Source organism: Paenibacillus sp. 32O-W (assembly GCF_007679495.1).
GTDB lineage: Bacteria > Bacillota > Bacilli > Paenibacillales > NBRC-103111 > Paenibacillus_L > Paenibacillus_L residui.
Map to the genome: position 1 here is coordinate 155,384 of NZ_VEGP01000002.1, position 18,989 is coordinate 174,372.

The 18,989-nt window shown below is 49.1% G+C and carries 14 protein-coding genes; 3 read left to right on the forward strand and 11 right to left on the reverse strand.

Features of this window, described 5'->3' with window-relative positions:
• Window position 1 precedes the first annotated feature (1 nt).
• The 7 genes from FS806_RS01650 to FS806_RS26505 all read right to left on the reverse strand — a co-directional run bounded on the left by FS806_RS01650 (window position 2) and on the right by FS806_RS26505 (window position 9,821).
• Entirely contained in the window at window positions 2-1,513 is a 1,512-nt protein-coding gene (locus tag FS806_RS01650) for a sugar ABC transporter ATP-binding protein (protein WP_144932503.1), read from the reverse strand.
• Between the two features lie 126 nt (window positions 1,514-1,639).
• Entirely contained in the window at window positions 1,640-2,578 is a 939-nt protein-coding gene (locus FS806_RS01655; protein ID WP_144932505.1) for a sugar ABC transporter substrate-binding protein, read from the reverse strand.
• Between the two features lie 52 nt (window positions 2,579-2,630).
• Window positions 2,631-3,602, reverse strand: coding sequence for a sugar-binding transcriptional regulator (locus FS806_RS01660; RefSeq protein WP_144932507.1), 972 nt, complete (start codon window positions 3,600-3,602; stop codon window positions 2,631-2,633).
• Window positions 3,603-4,542: 940 nt separating this feature from the next.
• Window positions 4,543-6,732: a beta-glucosidase family protein gene (locus FS806_RS01665; RefSeq protein WP_260981936.1), complete on the reverse strand. Its 2,190-nt coding sequence runs from the start codon at window positions 6,730-6,732 to the stop codon at window positions 4,543-4,545.
• A gap of 27 nt (window positions 6,733-6,759) precedes the next feature.
• Window positions 6,760-8,007 (reverse strand): PTS sugar transporter subunit IIC, encoded by a 1,248-nt coding sequence (locus FS806_RS01670; RefSeq protein ID WP_144932509.1) that lies wholly within the window; start codon window positions 8,005-8,007, stop codon window positions 6,760-6,762.
• A 219-nt stretch (window positions 8,008-8,226) separates the two neighbouring features.
• On the reverse strand, window positions 8,227-9,108 hold the full coding sequence (locus FS806_RS26500) for a GH39 family glycosyl hydrolase (protein WP_260981937.1): 882 nt from the start codon (window positions 9,106-9,108) through the stop codon (window positions 8,227-8,229).
• Complete coding sequence (locus FS806_RS26505; RefSeq protein WP_260981938.1) at window positions 8,997-9,821, reverse strand: AraC family transcriptional regulator; 825 nt, start codon at window positions 9,819-9,821, stop codon at window positions 8,997-8,999. Before FS806_RS26505 ends, FS806_RS26500 begins: the two co-directional genes overlap by 112 nt.
• A gap of 177 nt (window positions 9,822-9,998) precedes the next feature.
• Between FS806_RS26505 and FS806_RS01680 the strand changes: the two genes are divergently transcribed.
• Genes FS806_RS01680 through FS806_RS01690 form a run of 3 tightly spaced genes read left to right on the forward strand, consistent with a single transcriptional unit; the run spans window position 9,999 to window position 11,513 of the window.
• The gene (locus FS806_RS01680; protein WP_144932511.1) at window positions 9,999-10,487 is read left to right on the forward strand and encodes an FAD-dependent oxidoreductase; all 489 of its coding nucleotides are present in this window, start codon (window positions 9,999-10,001) and stop codon (window positions 10,485-10,487) included.
• The gene (locus FS806_RS01685; RefSeq protein WP_144932513.1) at window positions 10,441-11,040 is read left to right on the forward strand and encodes an FAD-dependent monooxygenase; all 600 of its coding nucleotides are present in this window, start codon (window positions 10,441-10,443) and stop codon (window positions 11,038-11,040) included. Before FS806_RS01680 ends, FS806_RS01685 begins: the two co-directional genes overlap by 47 nt.
• Window positions 11,041-11,051: 11 nt before the next feature.
• Window positions 11,052-11,513: a hypothetical protein gene (locus FS806_RS01690; protein ID WP_144932515.1), complete on the forward strand. Its 462-nt coding sequence runs from the start codon at window positions 11,052-11,054 to the stop codon at window positions 11,511-11,513.
• A gap of 22 nt (window positions 11,514-11,535) precedes the next feature.
• Here the strand turns inward: FS806_RS01690 and FS806_RS01695 are convergent, their stop codons facing one another.
• The 4 genes from FS806_RS01695 to FS806_RS01710 form a co-directional block, all read right to left on the reverse strand.
• On the reverse strand, window positions 11,536-12,966 hold the full coding sequence (locus FS806_RS01695) for an ATP-binding protein (protein ID WP_222126570.1): 1,431 nt from the start codon (window positions 12,964-12,966) through the stop codon (window positions 11,536-11,538).
• Window positions 12,899-14,569: a sensor histidine kinase gene (locus FS806_RS01700; protein WP_186328152.1), complete on the reverse strand. Its 1,671-nt coding sequence runs from the start codon at window positions 14,567-14,569 to the stop codon at window positions 12,899-12,901. Before FS806_RS01700 ends, FS806_RS01695 begins: the two co-directional genes overlap by 68 nt.
• Before the next feature lie 238 nt (window positions 14,570-14,807).
• The gene (locus FS806_RS01705; protein ID WP_260981939.1) at window positions 14,808-16,418 is read right to left on the reverse strand and encodes a DUF5050 domain-containing protein; all 1,611 of its coding nucleotides are present in this window, start codon (window positions 16,416-16,418) and stop codon (window positions 14,808-14,810) included.
• Between the two features lie 318 nt (window positions 16,419-16,736).
• Window positions 16,737-17,810, reverse strand: coding sequence for a hypothetical protein (locus FS806_RS01710; RefSeq protein ID WP_144932523.1), 1,074 nt, complete (start codon window positions 17,808-17,810; stop codon window positions 16,737-16,739).
• Window positions 17,811-18,989 lie beyond the last annotated feature (1,179 nt).

Consider the following 18,989-nt stretch of genomic DNA (forward strand, 5'->3'; position numbering starts at 1 on the left):
TTCAAGCCCCTTTCTCACCATGTCGATAACAAATCTGCAAGACCTGCTCCGGAGTCACTCCCACATTGGGAAGCTCCGCAATCGTCTTTCCTTCATGCATAACTACGATGCGGTCCGCTATATCCAGCACTTCCTGAAGATCGGAGGATACAAAAACGACTCCGCATCCTTCGGAAGCTTTGCGTTGAAGCAGCCGATGAATCTCTTCCCGGGTCATGACGTCCACCGCCTGGGTCGGCTCATCGCACAGGAACACTTTCGGATCGGAAAGCAGCGCTTTCGCAAAAACTACCTTCTGCTGATTGCCTCCGCTCAACTGGCCGATTTCCTGCTCCATCCCGGTCGCTTTCACCTGCAGCGACTCCATATATTGCTTAACGGTCTGTTTTTCCTGCCTGTGTTTTATCTTCAACCAGGTGGCAAAACGCTTAATAACAGGTAATGTCATATTTTCACGGATCGTCATGCTTCCGATCATCGCATGGGAACGGCGGTCCTCAGGGATGAGGACGATGCCTCTTTGCAAAGACGTTTTCGGAGCCGGACGAACCGCTTCATTATTGGCTCCGGCTACAGTGCCTGCTACTATCTTACGAAGGCCGTACACCGCTTCCAGCAATTCCGTGCGGCCGGCTCCGGCGAGTCCGAAGATTCCCAGCACTTCTCCCGCGTGAACGTCAAAGGAGGCTTGCTTGACTTTACCGTCCGCCGTAGCCAACCCCGATACCGACAGCAGCTTGTTCGCTCCATCCATTTTTTTCACTGGACGGCTTGTGCGTTCCGGGGCATCCTGGTCCGTCATCATTTGAACCAGACTTTCATGAGTGGCCTCTTCCTTGGCTACGGTGCCGATATATCGTCCATTACGGAATACAGTGATACGGTGGGATAGACGGAAGATTTCCTCCATACGGTGGGACACATACAAGATCGAGGTGCCTTGCTTGATCAAGCGTCCGATTAATTCGAAGAGAAGCTCCGCCTCCCGGTCCGTCAATGAGGCTGTCGGCTCGTCCAGAATCAGAAGCTTGCAATCCTGCATCATCGCCCTGAGAATTTCCAGCATCGTTTTTTCCGGAGGAGACATTTCCTGCGCCGTTTTATTAAGATCCAGATCGATCCCCAGCCGCTTCTTCAGCGTTTCTCCCGTTTCCTTCATCTGGGACCATTTGACGCTCCGGGACAGGCCGTTAGCGGGATAAGCCTTGCCCAGGAACAAGTTCTCGTATCCTTTAAACGAAGGGATCAGTTGACGATCCTGGTGAATAACGCTAATTCCCAGATTCACCGCATCTTGAGGAGTTTGAATGACAACCGGCTTGTCTTCCCAGAACAGCTTTCCTTCATCTATGCTGTAGACGCCCGTAACCATTTTGATAAAGGTTGATTTGCCTGCGCCGTTCTCGCCCACTAAAGCATGTACCTCGCCCGGCCGAATTTCGAACGTAATGTCCGACAGAGCTTTATGCTGACCGAACTGCTTCCCCAATCGTTCCGTTCGCAGCAATTCCATCGAAGTTTCCCCCTCCTTCACTTCTCGACGGTCAAAAGGCGGGGGAAATACAGAGCTCTGTATTTCCCCATTCCATTGTCAAATGTTTAAGACCGTATAAACCCTTCCCCAAGGAAGCTGATCGGATTATTGGCCGGCGTTCTCTTGAGTAATAAGTGTAGCTTGAGCGTACATTTCCGTCTTTTCTACTTCTCCTCCGCCAAATACACGGTCGATTTGCCCGATGACGATTTCCGCCATGCCGCTAAAGTTTTGCTTAACGGTTGCTTTCAGAGGAGTTCCTTGCTTGATCATTTCGATAGCTTGGCTATTTCCATCGATACCCGCTACGATAATGTTGCTGCGTCCTGCCGCTTCAATCGCTTGTGCAGCGCCGATGGCGGGTTCATCCCAGCCGGCCCATACGGCGGTAATGGAGTTTTCATCCTTGTTGGCCAGCAAAATGCTTTCCATTTGCTTACGCGCATTTTCAATCGGTCCCGGAACCTGAACCTGCTGCTCGGTCAGTACGTTGATGTCCTTGTGCTCCTTGAGAATTTCGTCTAAGGTCTGACTCCGCTTCAGCACGCCAGGATGCGGACGGTGCGTCAGGACGACAATGTTTCCTTTATCCCCGATCTTCTCAAACAAATAATCGCTCATCATCTTGGACATGGCAGCGTTATCGCTTGTTGCATTCATGGCCATTCCTTCAATGTATCCGGAATCACAGCCGAATACCGGAATGTTCTTGGATGCCGCACGCTCGATTTGCTCTTTCAGCTGATTAGGGTCTGTGCTGACCAGAACAATGGCGTCGACCTTCTTCATGATGACATCTTCCATGCGGCTGGCCAATTGGCCGATATCGCTTTTCGTGTCAATAACCTCGGTCTTCCAGCCTTTCTCTTTGGCCTGATTTTTCAGCGACTCTACCATTTCATTAGTAGTAACGGAAGACAGATATGGAGTCAGGATGGAGATCGTTTTCGTCTTTGTTCCGTCATCACCGGATTTTCCTGCACAGCCGACGGCCAAAACCATAACCATTAAAACGACAGTTGCTAATGTCACTATTCGTTTCATTGAAATATCCCCTTTTTATGAAATGTATTAATTGTCCGGTGCTTGGTGTAACCTAAGCACGATGCTGGCGATGATATTCCAGCACACGGTCTGCCGTATTCATGTCCGTGATTAGACAATCGATCCATCTGCCTCTAAGCACGGCCGTAATGGCTGCCACCTTCTCTTCCCCGTAGGCCATGGCTATGACCTTGGGAATATTCCGCAATTGCTCGGCGGTCACTCCGATCATTCTGTCCTTGGCCGGCACATCCAGCACATTCCCCTTGGCATCCAGGAACGACGTACAAATGTTGGCCACCGCACCTTTATTGCGGACGGAGGCTAACTCCTCTTCGTTGAAATGCCCGGACCGCACCATAGTCGCATCTTCCGATACTTGCCCGATCCCGATCACGGCCACGGAGGCGTTCTCTGCTCTCTGTAATACTTCGCTGATTTCTTTCTCCTTAACCAAAGCTTCCCGCGTCTCCGGACTGCCGACTATCGTCGGTGCGTTGAGGAACATATATTTGGACCGCAGCTTCTCTCCCATTGTTTGAACGTTAGAATTCGCATGCCACGTCGTGCCGTCCGTTCCCCAGCTGCCTACCATGGGCACAAATACCAGGTCCTTCTTCGCAAAATAAGACAAGGCGTCAGCGATGGAAGCGACGGCCTTCCCAGCCATTACCCCGACGGTATCCCGATCGCGCAAAACGGTTTCCATCAAGGCCGCAGCCGCTTGTCCCAATTGAGCTTCGATTTGCGCCCGATTTGCATTATCGTGGGTTTGCAGAACCGTCACGTCCGAAATACCGAACGTTTCCGAAAGAGCCTTCTCATACTGCTGCTCCTTGGAAAAAGGGTTTCGTACTCTAATCTGCACGATCCCTTCCGCTTTGGCCGCACTGAGCATCCGGCTTATCTGTGGTCTGGATATGCCAAGACGGGCGGAGATTTCCTGCTGATTCAGCCCGTCCAAATAATACATAGTACTTACTTTGACCAGCAGCCGAATCCGTTCGTCTTGTTTGGCTACCATGGCAACTCCCCCTCCCTTGAACATATTTTCATACTCTGAAATTTGGTTCAAGTGAATTATAGAACGTTTTCATCTGGAGTGCAAGATGTTTTTTATGGATTCGGTCGGTTAAAAGCATCTTCTTCCGCTTCTATCGTGCACTGACAGATTTAGAAGCAGGAAAGACCGTCCAATGAAGAGTGGACGCGGGCTCTTCCGGGCGCTTTGGAGAAGCATGGTAGCCGGACAGCCTTTCGAACTACGGTGAAGCGAGACCAGGGATGATTGTCGCATTTCCACTAACGGAATACGGAACAAACCATGCACAAAAATATATCGGCTGATAAGCTGTTCAATCTTAGGCGTAAGTTCTGCACAACCTCTCGGAATATCCCGAGCAAAGTGACGTTTAGCCTTCGAAGCGTATTCCGTCCGCCCCCCAACCCCAACGGAGCCGGCGTCTAACCTTCCATTAAGGGCGCTCGCTCACCATGAACCTGGCTCCGATTAGCAGATTATTTTGCTCTTTGCGGGGAGCCCTGGAATTTTAAAAAGCCTGCAAATCTGCATGCTTTTGGCCGTTTGGCTTTAAGTTCGTGGCAAAGCCTGCGAAAATGCATCTTTTTTCTCGTTCCGTGGGAGACCGGGGCTTTTTTTACCGAAATTGCTGTATTATCGCAGGCTTTTTTCCTAGAGTGGTCGCAACGCTTCAAAATTGATGCAGATTCGCAGCAATTTGTGCCTGCTCAAACGGCATTGCGGAGATTGAACCTTCCTAAGGGCGATCACGCTTCCTGACTTTGTTTACCGGGCGGGATATCGGCCGTCTGATCCGCTTTCTAACGGTTGCCACTGCCGGGCAGGCACTCGCCATGCCGGAACGGACTCTGCTCAATCAAGCAGATGCTTTTTCGCGAAAAAAATCCCCGCCCCCTTGCATTCGCAAAGGGACGGGGATCGGTTATTGTACCCTGGTTATTAAGATTGACGCTCCTGTTCGACCCGCTCGATCATCTCTTGGATCAATTGATCCGGAGATTTTTCGTAAAGCCACTGCTGCCCGAACATTTGAAAATACTTTCCTTGCTTTGGGATCAGCCATCCAATCGTTCAGCAGACTGAATTTGTGGAAGGCCGTCTCTTCCTGTCCGAAATCTAAATACAGCCGCTCCCTAATGCGAATATCCCTAGACGAGCTTCCGACAGCAATCTGGAAATAACCGCTCTCGGCCGTCCAACGATTGTCCTTCGTATTGTAGTAAGCGAAATCCCGCTCCTCCAGCTCGAGGACAATCTCCTTCTTCTCACCCGGCTGAAGCTCCACCTTCGCGAATGCTTTCAATTCGTTGACAGGCCGCACCCATTTGCATTCCTCGTCATGGACATACAATTGAATGACTTCCTTGCCTGCCATAGCCCCCGTATTCTCCAGGCTGAACGACACGCGCGCGCCACGGCCTCGCTGCTCCACCTTCAAACCGGAGTAGGGGAACGATGTGTAGGACAAGCCGTGCCCGAACGGGAATTGCGGGGCCATTTCTTTGCGGTCGTAGTACCGGTAGCCGATAAACAGCCCTTCGCGGTAGTACAATTTTCCATTCTCGCCGAGAATGCGCATATGGGCCGGATTGTCGGAGAGCTTCACGGGGAACGTCTCCGACAGCTTGCCCGAAGGATTGATCCGGCCGAACAAAATCTCGGCGATCGCCCTGCCCGCGCCCTGTCCGGACAGCCAGGCATGAACGACGCCGGGCACATGCTCGATCCACGGCCGCATGACGAGCGCTGTTCCGCTGCTGGTCACCACGACACATCTCGGCTGTACCGCCGCGATCGCCTGAATCAGCTTCACTTGCTGTTCCGGCAGCTCAATTCCCTTGAGGTCATGCATTTCCGATTCCGCATATTCGGGCTGCCCGACGAACAGCAGAGCCAGCTCGGAATTCGCTGCCAGCTTCACGCTCTCTTCAATGAGCGAATCGTCGATGCGGTCGTCCTGCGGATATCCTTCGGCGTAGCGGAAGTCGACGGTCGAACCGGCCACATCCCGCATTTCTTCCCAAGGGGTATCCACCCGTGTCGGAGTCACTTCCGCGCTGCCCGCTCCCTGAATCCGCGGCTTCTTGGCGAAACGTCCGATGACGGCAATCGACCGGGTCCGGTTCGGATCGATCGGAAGGATGCTGTTATCGTTCTTCAGCAGCACGATGCTTTCCGCAGCCGCTTTCCGCGCCAGCGCATGATAATCGATGCCGCTTGCGGTATTCTCCGCTTGTGCGCGCGTAGTTTTATAGACCAGTTCGAGAATGCGCCGCACGCTGCGGTTCAGCTGCTCCTCGCTCACAGACCCTTGACGCACCGCTTCCACGATAGCCTTCGTGTTGTAATGCGCCGGTCCCGGCATTTCAATATCAAGGCCGGCCTTAAGCCCGCGGATCCGGTCGTTGACAGCCGTCCAATCCGACAGTACGACGCCGTCATAGCCCCACTCTTCGCGAAGAATATCATTCAGCAGATGCTCGTTCTCGCTCGCATACGTCCCGTTCAACAGATTGTAGGAGCACATTACCGTCCACGGATCGGCTTTTTTAATAATACGTTCGAAGGCGCTCAAATAAATTTCCCGCAGTGTGCGCTCGTCGACCTCGGAGCTAGTCACCATCTTTTCATTCTCCTGATTATTACAGGCGAAATGCTTGACGGATGCCCCGACTCCTTGGCTTTGCAGCCCTTGGATGAATGCGGCCCCCAATTCCCCGGATAAGCAGGGGTCTTCGGAATAATATTCGAAATTCCGGCCGCCGAGCGGGGTCCGTTTCATGTTGATCCCGGGACCGAGAAGAAGCTCGACTCCCATCGATCTTCCCTCCACGCCGAGGGCGACGCCGATTTCACGGAGCAGTTCGGTATTCCAGGAAGAGCCGATCGCCGACCCGGTAGGGTAGCAGGTGGCCGGCATATTTTCGGTCGTAATCCCCATCTCCTCGTCGCTGTTCGTCTTGCGGATGCCGTTCGTCCCGTCATACATATGAATCGGCGGCAGGTTCAGGCGATCAATCCCTTTGGTCATCCACATATTCTCTCCGGCGCATAACGACGCCTTCTCTTCCAAAGTCAAAGCTTGCAGCCATTGGTCAATTTGTTCTTTCATCTTTATCTCTCCAATCCCTTTCTTTTTCTAGCTTTGCTGTTGTTTCGCCTCATCCCGCTCTTTCTTCAATTCTTGCGCATCATACAATTTGAAGAACGGAAACCAGATAGCGAATACCAGAAGCAGGATAATAGCCAGCAAGATAACGCCTCGAATGCCCGCCATCATGTACGTCGACAGCCCCATCGGGGTATACCACAACTGGAATACCTGGCTCGGAATAGGCACGAGACCGAGATCAAGCGCGAAATAAACGATGATCGGCGTCACCAGCCCGATGATCCACATCGGAATCATCAGAATCGGGTTAAAAGCAACCGGCGCTCCGTAAATGACCGGTTCGTTGATGTTGAACAAAGACGGAACGATCGTCGCCTTGCCTATCGATTTCAATTTCGTCGATTTCGCGAACAAAAACCAGACGACAAGCGGAAGTGTTGCTCCGAGTCCCCCTACGCCGATCCAGCCGGAGAAGAAGGTTTCGAATGTATTGATGTTGACCGGTTCCAAGCCCTGTGCTACAAGCGATGCGTTCTGCTCGATAGCCGGTATCCAGATGGCATACCAGATCGGCGTCATCACCCACGGACTGACCCCGAAAGAAAAGAGCACTACGCCGAGGAAATTGAACAGAATGATACCGAGAAGACTTTGACCGACCGCTTGAATCGGCTCGAACGCACTTACTATCAACGCAAAAATGTCAAAATGCAATTGGTATACAAGCAGCCACCCGCCCGTCAGAACGATGGCGATCGGCACCAGAAAATCAAACCAATCAACGATAAATTCCGGTAATTTCGTGTCTTTCTTGAACAGCGAGAAGTTGTTGAACATATTCATCATGACGGCTACGACGACACCTACAAGCAGCGCAGTGATCATCCCGGAAGGGCCGAAGCGCTCCAGAACAAATTGAATCGTCCCGTCCTCATTAATGTCGGGCTTGAGCAGCATCAGGAATAACGATAGCCCCGTCGCTCCGGCAATCAGCTTCACTTTCTCTCTTCCTTTTTTGTGCATGACCGTATACGGCGTCAGAAAAGCGATAAACATGCCCAATAGGCCGAAGCTGAATGTCGTGATCGGAGTCAAATCCGGCATGGCCGGAACAAAATCTTTAACGATCGAGATCAGGGTAATCAGCGAACCGATGAAAATCATCGGCAAGGTAACCATTATCGCTTCCTGGATCGAATCGACCCAGACGTTCTTCGTAAATGCCTCCAGGCGCGGAGCGAACTTCTCCGTCATCCATTTCATAAAACGATCCATAAGCATCCCCCTTTGCAACTATGATCTGTAAAACTTACCGTTAGTATACCCCTCCTTGGGAACGCTTTCGCGTCCTTATTTGCCTTCTTGGGGGGCATTTTTTGTTCTCCGTTTCTGTTCAACGGTCCGCTTATTGCCTGCATATGGGACTAATACAGCAAGAAAAAACCCCCGAATCCGGGGGTAGTATCCGGGGTGCTTGCCGGCACCGCGTTATGTTCAATATTGCCTGTCGAATGCCAGCAGCAGAACGCCGTGGGGAGGCAAAACCAGCTCCTTCTGCCAAAGCTCCTGTCCGTCTATCCATTCCGTTGTCATTTCCGGACCGCTTCTCCCGCGGAGATATTCGATCTCCTCTTCGGTCATCGCTGCCGGCGCCCCGAGCCGAACCCATTCATCGAACACAGAACCATGCTCCCGATCAAGCGTGTAGCTCGTCAATTTATAACGGCCGGCCAGTCCTTCGATTGTGATGCGAAAGGCTTTATCCCCTCTCTCTTCAAATACGGAATACCGGTTCGTCTCCGATAAGCCCGACCAGTCTCCGCTGGCATACAGATGATCCACATGGACATAATGGTACAGCAATATCCGCAGGCGGCCGTCATCGCTTGTCGTTGCGATATATCCATCTCCCTGCGCCACGATCCGGTCTCCCAACTGATGAAGCAGTTGGAAAGCGTAATAGCCCGGCTTCCGCAGCCCGTCGCGATTGACCAGTCCGAACCCGCCGTAAAAATGCGCAGGCGGCACCGGACTTTCCTCGAACACATCGGTAAAAGTCCAGAACGCCAGCGCGTGGATGCTGCCCAAGGTCGTCAAGGCATGATAAATGACGAACGGCGCCATAAACATCGTATCGTGGACCAGGTTGCGGTCGTACATAGAGAAATTCCATTCCGTTATATGAAGCTCAAGATGCAACCGGCCTTCCGCTTCCAGCTTCTGTTTCACACTTCTGATGTTGTCCATATAAAAAGAGGGGGGCATCATTGTCGTGAGCGGATTCGCTTCCCCCTTGCGGTACGGATAATCGGAATAGACATGGAACGAGAAGAAATCAAGCGGCACATCGCGAATTTCACATTGGCGAAACCGCAATCCAGCGCGATTTGCGTAATGCTGTTCGTGCTGTTGATCAGCTGCTCCTGCGCCTTCTCCAGCCGGACAAGCGTCAAATATTTCTGAAACGGTATGCCGATCTTATCGCTGAAAAAATGGGAGAAATAATGCAGGCTCAGATGCTCCTGATCCGCAATGGTCTGCAGCGTAATCTTCTGGCTGTAGTTTCGATCAACATATTGCAGGATGCGGTTCAGCCGTTTGTAATCGTCGGAAGCCGTCGGGCTGGTCTCTATTGTTCCGATCGAGAAATAACGAACGAGGTGACCGCAGAGCAATTGCATGCGGCCGATTGCGTAACTGCGATAGCCCGGCGCTTTCTTATTCATTTCTTGCACGATTCGGGCCAGATCGCGGCGAATTCTGTCATACTTCGAGCGGTTGCGTTCGCTCTGAACCGTGGAATTGCATTCGATCAGAGCATCTCCGCCCAGCCATTCCGGATTAAACTGCCAGGTCAACAGCACATTATCCTCCTGCGTTCGCTCGATCTGATGAACCGACATGCTGTTAATTACGATGATATCGTCCTGATGCAGAATGAATTGGCGCTGATCGACGTAGACCAGAACCGAGCCCTGAAGCACATAGATCATTTCGACTTCTTTATGCCAATGGAAGCGGACATGATTGACGCTGTTGACGAACAGCTTGACGGGTAAATCGTCGGGATGCTTGATAAATTCGTACAAATAACGAATGATCGTCTCCCCCTTCTGCGAAACTTTATAGAGCAGTCTGATATTCTCATTGTAACCATAAGACCGATTGGAAAACAGTCAACCCCATAAGGCGGATTTGACAACTCGAACATTCCCTGATAAATTTCACTTAGTAAGTACTTAATAAATAAATGAAGGGTGAACAGAATGAATGCTTCAATAAACAAAGTGATCATCATAGGCGGAGGACCGGTCGGACTGACATTATCCATTGCCCTGTCTCGTTACGGGATTCCTTCTATCGTTCTGGAAGCTCGGGACAAGGCTACTTCGCCGGACGAATCCAGAGCGATCACATGGATGCCGAGAGGACTGGAATTGTTGGAATGGCTGGGGATTTATCACCCTTTTTATAAGAAAGGGGTTCTTCGCACTTGTCATCAGTTTGAAAGCCGCCGCGGAAAACTTAGCTGGTCTTTCGAAGGCATAGCGTCCCCCTACCCTTTCTCCCTGCAGTTGCCGCAGCATGATACGGAAATGATTTTGGAAGAAGCGGCAAGGTCCACGGGTTATGTTGAAATTAACAGAGGGCATAAAGTAATCGATATCGGGCAAACGGAGCACGCCATAACGGTCAAAGTTCAATGTCATGATCGGATTTACGAGCTGGAATCCCCATGGGGGGGTTGGATGTGACGGGGCCAAGTCGCTCATTCGGGAGAAACTGAACATCGGAAAAACATGGAGGGATTACGGCATGGATTCGGCCGTTGCAGATTTTGAATTGGAATGCGGGCTTTCGCAGGACATCTCAAATATTGTATTGGACCCCCTCCGTCCCTATGGTTTCTTCTACTTTGCTCCCGGCCGCTGGAGACTCATTTACCGAATCAATAAAGAAGAAAGCAGAAGCGAAGCTACAAGCCCGGAATTTATCCATCGATTATTAAAGGAAAAATTGCCGGATGCCGAAGTCAAACGTCTGCTTTGGGCAAGCGCGTTCCGATTGGGGCAAGGGCAGAGCGATCATTATCGAAAAGGAAGATGGCTGTTGGCGGGAGATGCGGCACATGCCATGGGCCCTTCGGCCGGTGCGGGGATGATGGTCGGAGTGCTCGGAGCCTGGAGACTGGCTTGGAGGCTGGCGCGCTGGCTATGCAGAATCATCCCGATTCCGATAAATTTCTTGAAGATTATTTCAGAGAACAAAGAGAGGGAGCGAATGAAATCCAAAACAACAATGCGATGATTTTTAGAAACATGGCGATAACCCATCCGCTTCTGGCAGCAGGACGGGCATTCGTCTTAAGGAACTTTGGCCGCATTTCTTCATTCGGAAGATCCGCGCTGGAGAAGGAGGCATTATTAAGCCAAGCATTACCCGTTTCGGGGGCTTCCGATCAATATGTTCCGAGTGGAGTTCTTTCCTTAAGCTCCTATGGCCCATGGCAGTTGGGCAAAAGGGTTCCTTACATCGCAGCGGATAAGGGCCCCCACCCTCTTTCCGGCATGGATCGCTCCCATACGCTTATCTCCATTGGAAAGCATCACCCTGAACAAGAGCAGAGGCTGTTCGAAAACATATTGAAAGAGTTCAGCTTCCCGGCCGGCAGGAAGCTTGTTCATCCGAACGTAAACTCTTCTTACCGTAAACTATCCAACGATTTCGTATTTGCACTAGTCCGGCCGGATCAGCATGTGGTTTCCATCTTTAAAATGTAGAAATTGCTGTGATAATACATTTTTATTTATGTACGGAGAAGGTGATGGTCGTTCCTTGGCCTGGATTGCTGACAATTTGCAATCCTTCGCCATAAAGCTGCTTCAGCCGGAAATTGGTGTTGTAGAGTCCTATTCCTTTTCTCCTGCCATCCATGTCTTTCTTCTGCAGCACTTGCCGAATGACGTCTTCGTCCATGCCGATGCCGTCGTCCCTTACCGACACGACAGCATGCGTTCCCATGTCGGCAACGGTAATCGCAATCCTCCCCCCTTGCTTGCGGGCAAGCACTCCGTGACGAACTGCATTTTCAACCAGTGGCTGGAGTGTGAGCGGAGGAATCGATAGCTTCAGATTGTCATCTACATTCCATTCGACGTGAATACGGCTCCCGAAGCGCACCTTCTCAATATATAAATAAGCACGGACGAGTTCAAGCTCCTTTTGCAATGGGACAAGCTGATCCGTATTTTGAAAATCGAAGCTGGTTCTCAAGTATTGTCCGAAGCTTTCGAGCAAAGCCTGCATTTGGCGGATGTCGATTTCACTTAATGCAGAAATAGAGTTAAGTGCATTAAACAGAAAATGCGGTCTGATCTGTGCTTGCAGCCATGCAGCCTCCATACGTGTCTGGTTGCGCGCGGCGCGGACGACCTCCGTCAAAGCGCGAACCCGCGACTTCAATTCAAGCGAATCGACCGGTTTCGTAACGTAGTCGTTCGCCCCGGCGCGGAAGCCGGCTTCGATATCCTCGGTACGGCTGCGTGCCGTAAGCAGCAGAATCGGCAGCTCTGTAAGCGAGAAAAGTTCTCTGACGCGCCGGGCCAATTCATATCCCGACATGCCCGGCATCATGACATCAGCGATCAGTAAATCCCAATTTCCTTGTTCCAGAAGGGAGAGCGCTTCGGCTCCACTTACTGCCGTCGCGAGTTCATAGCTTTCTGACGGCAGAACACTTTGGAGGACACGCAAATTGACGGGATCGTCATCCACAGCCAGGATACGCGGCCTGTCGCTACCCTTGTATTCCGACAGGGCAGCGGCTGCTTCAGCCGAAGCGGCGACGTAACTGGCGGGATTTTCTTCGATCATGCTGTCCGGAATCTCATTCTCGATGTCAGCGACCGGCAGTGTAAATACGAATACCGACCCCTGACCAGGCGTCGATGTTACTGATAGTGAGCCTCCATGCAGCTCGACTAGCTGCTTTGTAATTGCCAGCCCCAAGCCTAACCCCGTCGCTTTACCGGACTCATCGGAAGGCCCTTGTTCGTAGGGCAGGAAAATGCGGCTTACCGTCTGCTCATCCATCCCGATTCCTGTATCGGATATTTCGATATGTACTTTTCCATCCTTAACAAAGGCACGAACATGGATCATGCCTTCATTCGTAAATTTGACTGCATTGTGAAGCAGGGAACAATATCTGGATGAGCCGATTCTCGTCCGCATATACAGGGGGTAACGATGTCGGCACTTCGCTCTTAAGCTCAATCGGCTTCCCTTCAACGAGATAGCGAATCATATCGAGAACACCGGCCGTTACATTGGACAGATGGAGATTGACCGGATGAATCCGCACGCGTCCTTCCTTGAATCGCTTCAAATCCATCAAATCGTCCAGCAGCACGGACATTTTCTTGCCGACCGCAAGAAGCAGTTCCATTCGTGTCCGGTTGTTCCCTTCATCTATACTCCCCCCGCTGTCCATAACGGCTTGAGCCATATTTAACATGCCATGCAGCGGATTTCGCAGTTCGTGGGAGGTAGTGACCAGAAATTCATCTTTCTGTTTGTCCGCTGCCTGCAATTGCCGGGTAAGCTTAGCCGTTTGTTTAAAATGGCGAAAATAGTCCTTGAACCAAAACAAGGCCAAAGAAGAGAACCCGGCTAACATATCGAACGGGTAATAGTCGCTGCTGACCAGGCCGGCCGTCTTGAGAACCCCCCACAGGGTACTTGCGGTGAAAGCCGTCATTGCGAACAAAATATAGATCATATCCTGATAGCCTTGCCGTATTGCACGATAAACATATAGCGGCACCAGGACAAAAGGCACCAGAGTCAGCAAGGTATGAAGCAGGTCCGTATAGCTCAATATGTCGGGAGGCAAAATCACGACGCAAGCTGCATAAATCGCACAAATTATACCGTACCAGCGTGTAAAGAGAGCAAGCCGCACGAAGGATGTCAGCAGATCATTGGTAAACTTCAACAGGAAAACAGATACACCGAGAAACGATAGGTAGTACAGCTTCCACCCCCAAAGATAACCAATTCCAAACCAGTCCAACAAAATGCGGTCATCATCCGTAATAATAGACAGCATTGCGCTAAGCATCAGCATAGAGAAAGAAAGCAGCGCTTTATGACGGGCTCCCATAGCGAATAGGGCGACAGCATATGCGGCATGCATGAACAGAAACAGAAATATCGCAGCTTGAAGCCCTGCTGATACCGAATACGCCTTGCGAATCGCCTCTTCCGTCCCAAACTTGATCGGCTGCATAATTCCGTTAATAGCGTGATTATCGTAATTGGCTACATGAATGACGATATCGACAATGCCTTGATCCGGGATAAACGTCCCTATATACGGAAGGTTGCCGGGTATGAAATCTTCCTCTCGTGCCGCAGGATTACCGGAGCCCGCAATCCGTTCTCCGTTCACGTACAATGCGGACGATGACGGAATGGAGGGGACGCGTATGCTGTAGGCACCTGAGGACGCCGGGTTTAACATGAGCCTTAACCGATACGACGCATAACCCACTCCTTCCGGAAGCTCATCTTCCCAGCTTGACGGCAGTTGTACGAGTTTTTGTTCCGTTATGGGCTCCATTTTAGAATGGATCAGTTCGTTGGGATAAAAAAACCATTCTCCGTTCAGTAACAATAGCGGAGCTTGCTCTTTGTTCCACTCGCTTAAATCCAGCACACCTCCGGAAACTGCTACAGCTCTCGATGAACCCTGTATTTGTAACCAGGCGAGTCGTATACCGGTTAGAATTAAGACGAATATAAAGAGGTATATTGCAATTTTCGTTCTTCTCATACCCCTCCCCCTCTTTCCTTTCGTAGGGCTTTCCTTGCGGCTATTCCTCTCGCCTATGTTACAATGAAAGCAAAGATTTTTCGAGGGATTCTTTACGGTTCGTAAGAAGTCCGCAACTTGGACATACATTTTTAGGATTCGGAATCGCGAATCGTTTTTCTAGTGGATGCGGGGAAGAGCATATATGGAAGAAACCGGACGGGAAAGGCAGGAGCGCCTTTTCGTCCGGTTTTTTCGTTCAACGAATGAATTTGACCGAGGAATCTCGAGCAGATTTAAGTAAAACCCCTTCATTAGAAGTAAGCACACGAGAGATCGGATCCGCCACTTTCAGCACCAGTTGACCTGAACCATCCAGCAGTACGACGCCGTAATCATCATTTTCGCCAACATGGCAGATGAGCCGGTCGTTCAACACTTGCACGCCGGCTATTGGCGTTTTCCATACAAGCGGGTCTTTCCCGTTCGGATCGGCCTGGTACAGCTCGAATCGGTTCGTATCCTTCCCGGTTGTATAAAATACTTTGCCGGCGATGCTGTCAAACCATGACACGGCATGGTCGGACAGTTTCATTTCATCCGTCCCGTCTAGCGCAGAAGAATATAACATGTTATCCTCGTCTTTTACATAGTACAATTTGTTATCGCTAATCTTGAACCATCTGACTCCCGAGCTCACGATCCTCTCGGTCTTATTCGTTTTCAGGTTTATTCTGTAAATGAAATTCTGGTCATATTGGAGTTCTGAGCACAGAACATAGACATCATCTCCGAGGACAGTGGTGGCGGTAGTGCGTACGTAGGGTGTGGAACCATCCCCGCCCGTAACAAGAAAGGGGAATTTACGCAGATGCGGGTCACCTACAGTCCTGGCTTTCGTCTTTTCCTGACCTGGCGGTAACAAAGACAATTTGACTTCACTAGCGCCAAGATCGATGATTAATGTTCCATACGGTGTTTCACGAAAATCCATATAAGGATGTCCTAGATCTTGTACCTCTGCTCTGCCATCCTCGCTAATTTTCACGAATTGATCGCGACCCGTAAGACCTTCCCCAACATGATAGGTGAACCATAGCGCGTTGTCGCGGATTTGAAAGGTTAGGCCTTGATTTAATCCATTATATCCCTCTGTAAGATTATACGAATAGATCTTTTCCATGTCGGACGGTCGATGTACAGGAACCCGATATACACGGTTGGTCTTTTCCGTTGTCTCAACGAAATAATAATACCCCTTAAAAAGAGCGACGCCGTTCTCCCCGGCATATGCAGGAAGTTCGACCGTTTGCACTCGCGGGTTATGAGACGTGATGCGAAGGCCTTCAATTTCGTCCCAGCGGTAATCCCATCCAAACTCATCGTGCGCGAACTTCCAGGTTAATGGAAAATACGTGACATCCCGGAAGCTTAACAAAGGATATTCTTCTTTGGAATTGTCAATCACCTTGCCGTTAATAGTAACAGCGGATGTAGGAACCTCTGCTGTGTAGGCGGACGCATTACGGCGTTCGGACTTGTTTGGCACATAGGAGGAAGTTACAGGGCTTTGCTTAATATCCAAGCCGTTTTCCGGCGACCAAGTCACCTCCAAGCCGAGCAGTCTGCTATCATACCACGTCATTGGAAAATAGGTGATGCCGTTATAAACCAGCAGCGGATATTCGCGGTACTGATTTTCGACCGGATGACCATTCAAATTCACCGCAAAATCCGGCAGCGTAACCCTCACGCTCGCATCTGCGGCTCGAATGTGTTCCACAAGCGCAAACAGGCTTATACATAGTAACAAAATAACCGCATATCCCCATCTTTTTCGCATTGTTATCGCCATCTCCTCTCCATACATCTATACGCATATACGCAGGAAAATGGTAAAAAGTTGCTCGATCCTTGCAAGAAAATAGTATACTATTTTCCAATGGCTGTAGAGAATCATTCCGATTTCATTCCAAACGCAAACCAACAAACTCCCTGGCTTTTCCTGCAGCTTAGGGAGTTTGTCTTCTATCTGACCTAAACCAACTTCTTTAACGGGATGGATTCAGAACTAACCAACTATTTCTGCTTTCTGGCTGTACCTTGGCAGTTATAGGATGAACCCCAATTACTAAGTGAAAAACTCAACAATAAGTTATTAATTTTTTTATTTTTGAACCCTACAAGATTACGGATTGGTGAATGTAAGAGTAACGTCTTCAGAATCCCACCGAGTATAACTGTTTACTGTCACTTTATTTACAGTAGTGCCACCTGCTCCAAATGCTCCAACACGACTTGAATCGGTATTACTAGCTGTTACAGGAGCATAGCCCGTATTCGAATAAAGATATGCGCTATTGAATTTGGCATTACGCATATAGGAACCGTTGGTAAAGATACCATTATCATGACACAATGTAATTTGTCTATTAAAAATACCGTTTGAAGTATAAATTCCATGGCTTCCAACATAATAAATAAAGTCAACGTACACAATACTGAAATTATTGGCATCAAGAACTTTGCACTGTAAGTACCCATCAGATCTTATTTGCGCAATCATGTAAATTTGCTTTCCTGGCGTTAATGCACTAATAATGCTGCCATCAGCTGGGACGGCATGCTGACCATCAGTTGTGCTATTATACACGCCTCTCCAGCCTACCACATTGCCAGTTGCTCCACCAGCTCCATACCACAGACCCACATCAATACCAAAATTTGATGAAGGCGACGAAACAGTATAGAACATATATCCTGAAGTGCGATCCCCTCCTCTATAAGTAGAAGGAATGGTTGCGAAAGCCGTAGCTTGATTAAATCCAGAAGTAGATTTTACTTCGTAGCCAATACCGCCATTATCAATACGAGTGGAATAGGGCGTGCTTAGAGTATTAATAGTATTAGGACCATTGATAACTGTGGGCGAGGTCTCAACCAATCCCTTTACATATTTTTGAATTTGATCATCAGTAAAGTTATAAGCTTCAACTTGTTGTTTAAATAACATGATACTTTCATCATATAGATCAGATTTTGAAATACCGAAAGATTTGTTTTCCTTACTATAAATTATTTCGTTTGTTGCATTCGATTTTTTGAAAGGAGTTACATCAACATTATGCGACTTCAAAAAGTCTAAGGCTTCATTACTTATTATGTAATCACCCTTTTTATCGGTTTGAGCAAAAGTTGGCATTGACAACGAAAAACACAACACAACAGATGTGAGTAATGTTGCAACATTTTTAATTTTCATATTCGATTCCCTCCTTGTAAATTATTTCTCGAGGGTAATTATGATTTTATTTCCAGGCCCCAACTGGAATGGGGAATGAATGCCCTCGAGTTCTACTTTTTATTTGCTTGAAGCAAGCAAGCCCATCAAATGTGAAGCATTCGTTTCAACTTTGTACGTGTTATTACCCGGTGGATTAAACTGCCAATTCAGTTAAAAACCATGATCCAAGCACTTAATAGCAATACGTAAGAATAACAAGGCTGTTCTCACAACAAAAGTGCCCTCGTCTTAACGGAAAGAAGAAATGTGAGTCTGGTCAATGTGCTACCTTCAACGACTAACTCTATACGTCTAGAGCGAAGATTTAACCACCTCCTCTATCGAATCCTTCACGAATTTCCGGTTAAAATTTTAGCGCAATGGTAGAGTGCTTCGTTGATACCAACAAAGAATATGGAAAATATTTACTTTATCTGCAATAAAAATACTATACTGGCGACTTATTATCAATGATTATTTGTAATTTTTGATGGTTGTTTCAGACTGAATATGAGCAAGAGCCATCCACTTGAAAAAGGGGTTATTGAGTGTAGAAAGTTTCATATCGCTGCAAAGCAAAGCTAAAGGTCCGACTAAGTATCTCTTAGGGGGAGAGGGGTAGATAAGGCCTGTTTCAAAAATCTGTTCCAGCATTTTAGAGCCGAGTTAGAGATTGTTTGCCTGCGTAAAATTTTAATACTGGCGTTCGGGTAAGAGCGCTTAATATCAATTTGTCCTATGTTGACTTTCATTACTACTTTCTATCATCAACTAGTAAAAAGGTAGTAGAGAACATTATTTTACAAGGAAATGCTTATACATAAGAAAGAGACTTGTGGTTCCCGTTATGATAGCGGGTAAGGCCGATGGTCGCCCTTGTGGCGTTGCTTGACGTGCTACGATGGATCGCTGCGGTACTAAGCCTTGTGCTTGGTTTCCGGAAGCTTTACCGTTGGTTACGTCGTAAGTTTCGTAACAAGCGAAACCCACCGCTAGGTTGAGCGCCTAACGGTGGGTTTCGCTTAGATATTCTATTCTTACTGCACACCTGGAAGCAACCCAGGCATTCTGTCTCTACCTATATAAATGGCACTAAAGGATTTTGGAAACAAATGTCTAATACCTACAGGTAAAACCTTGTTGCCTGTGGGAGGCGAT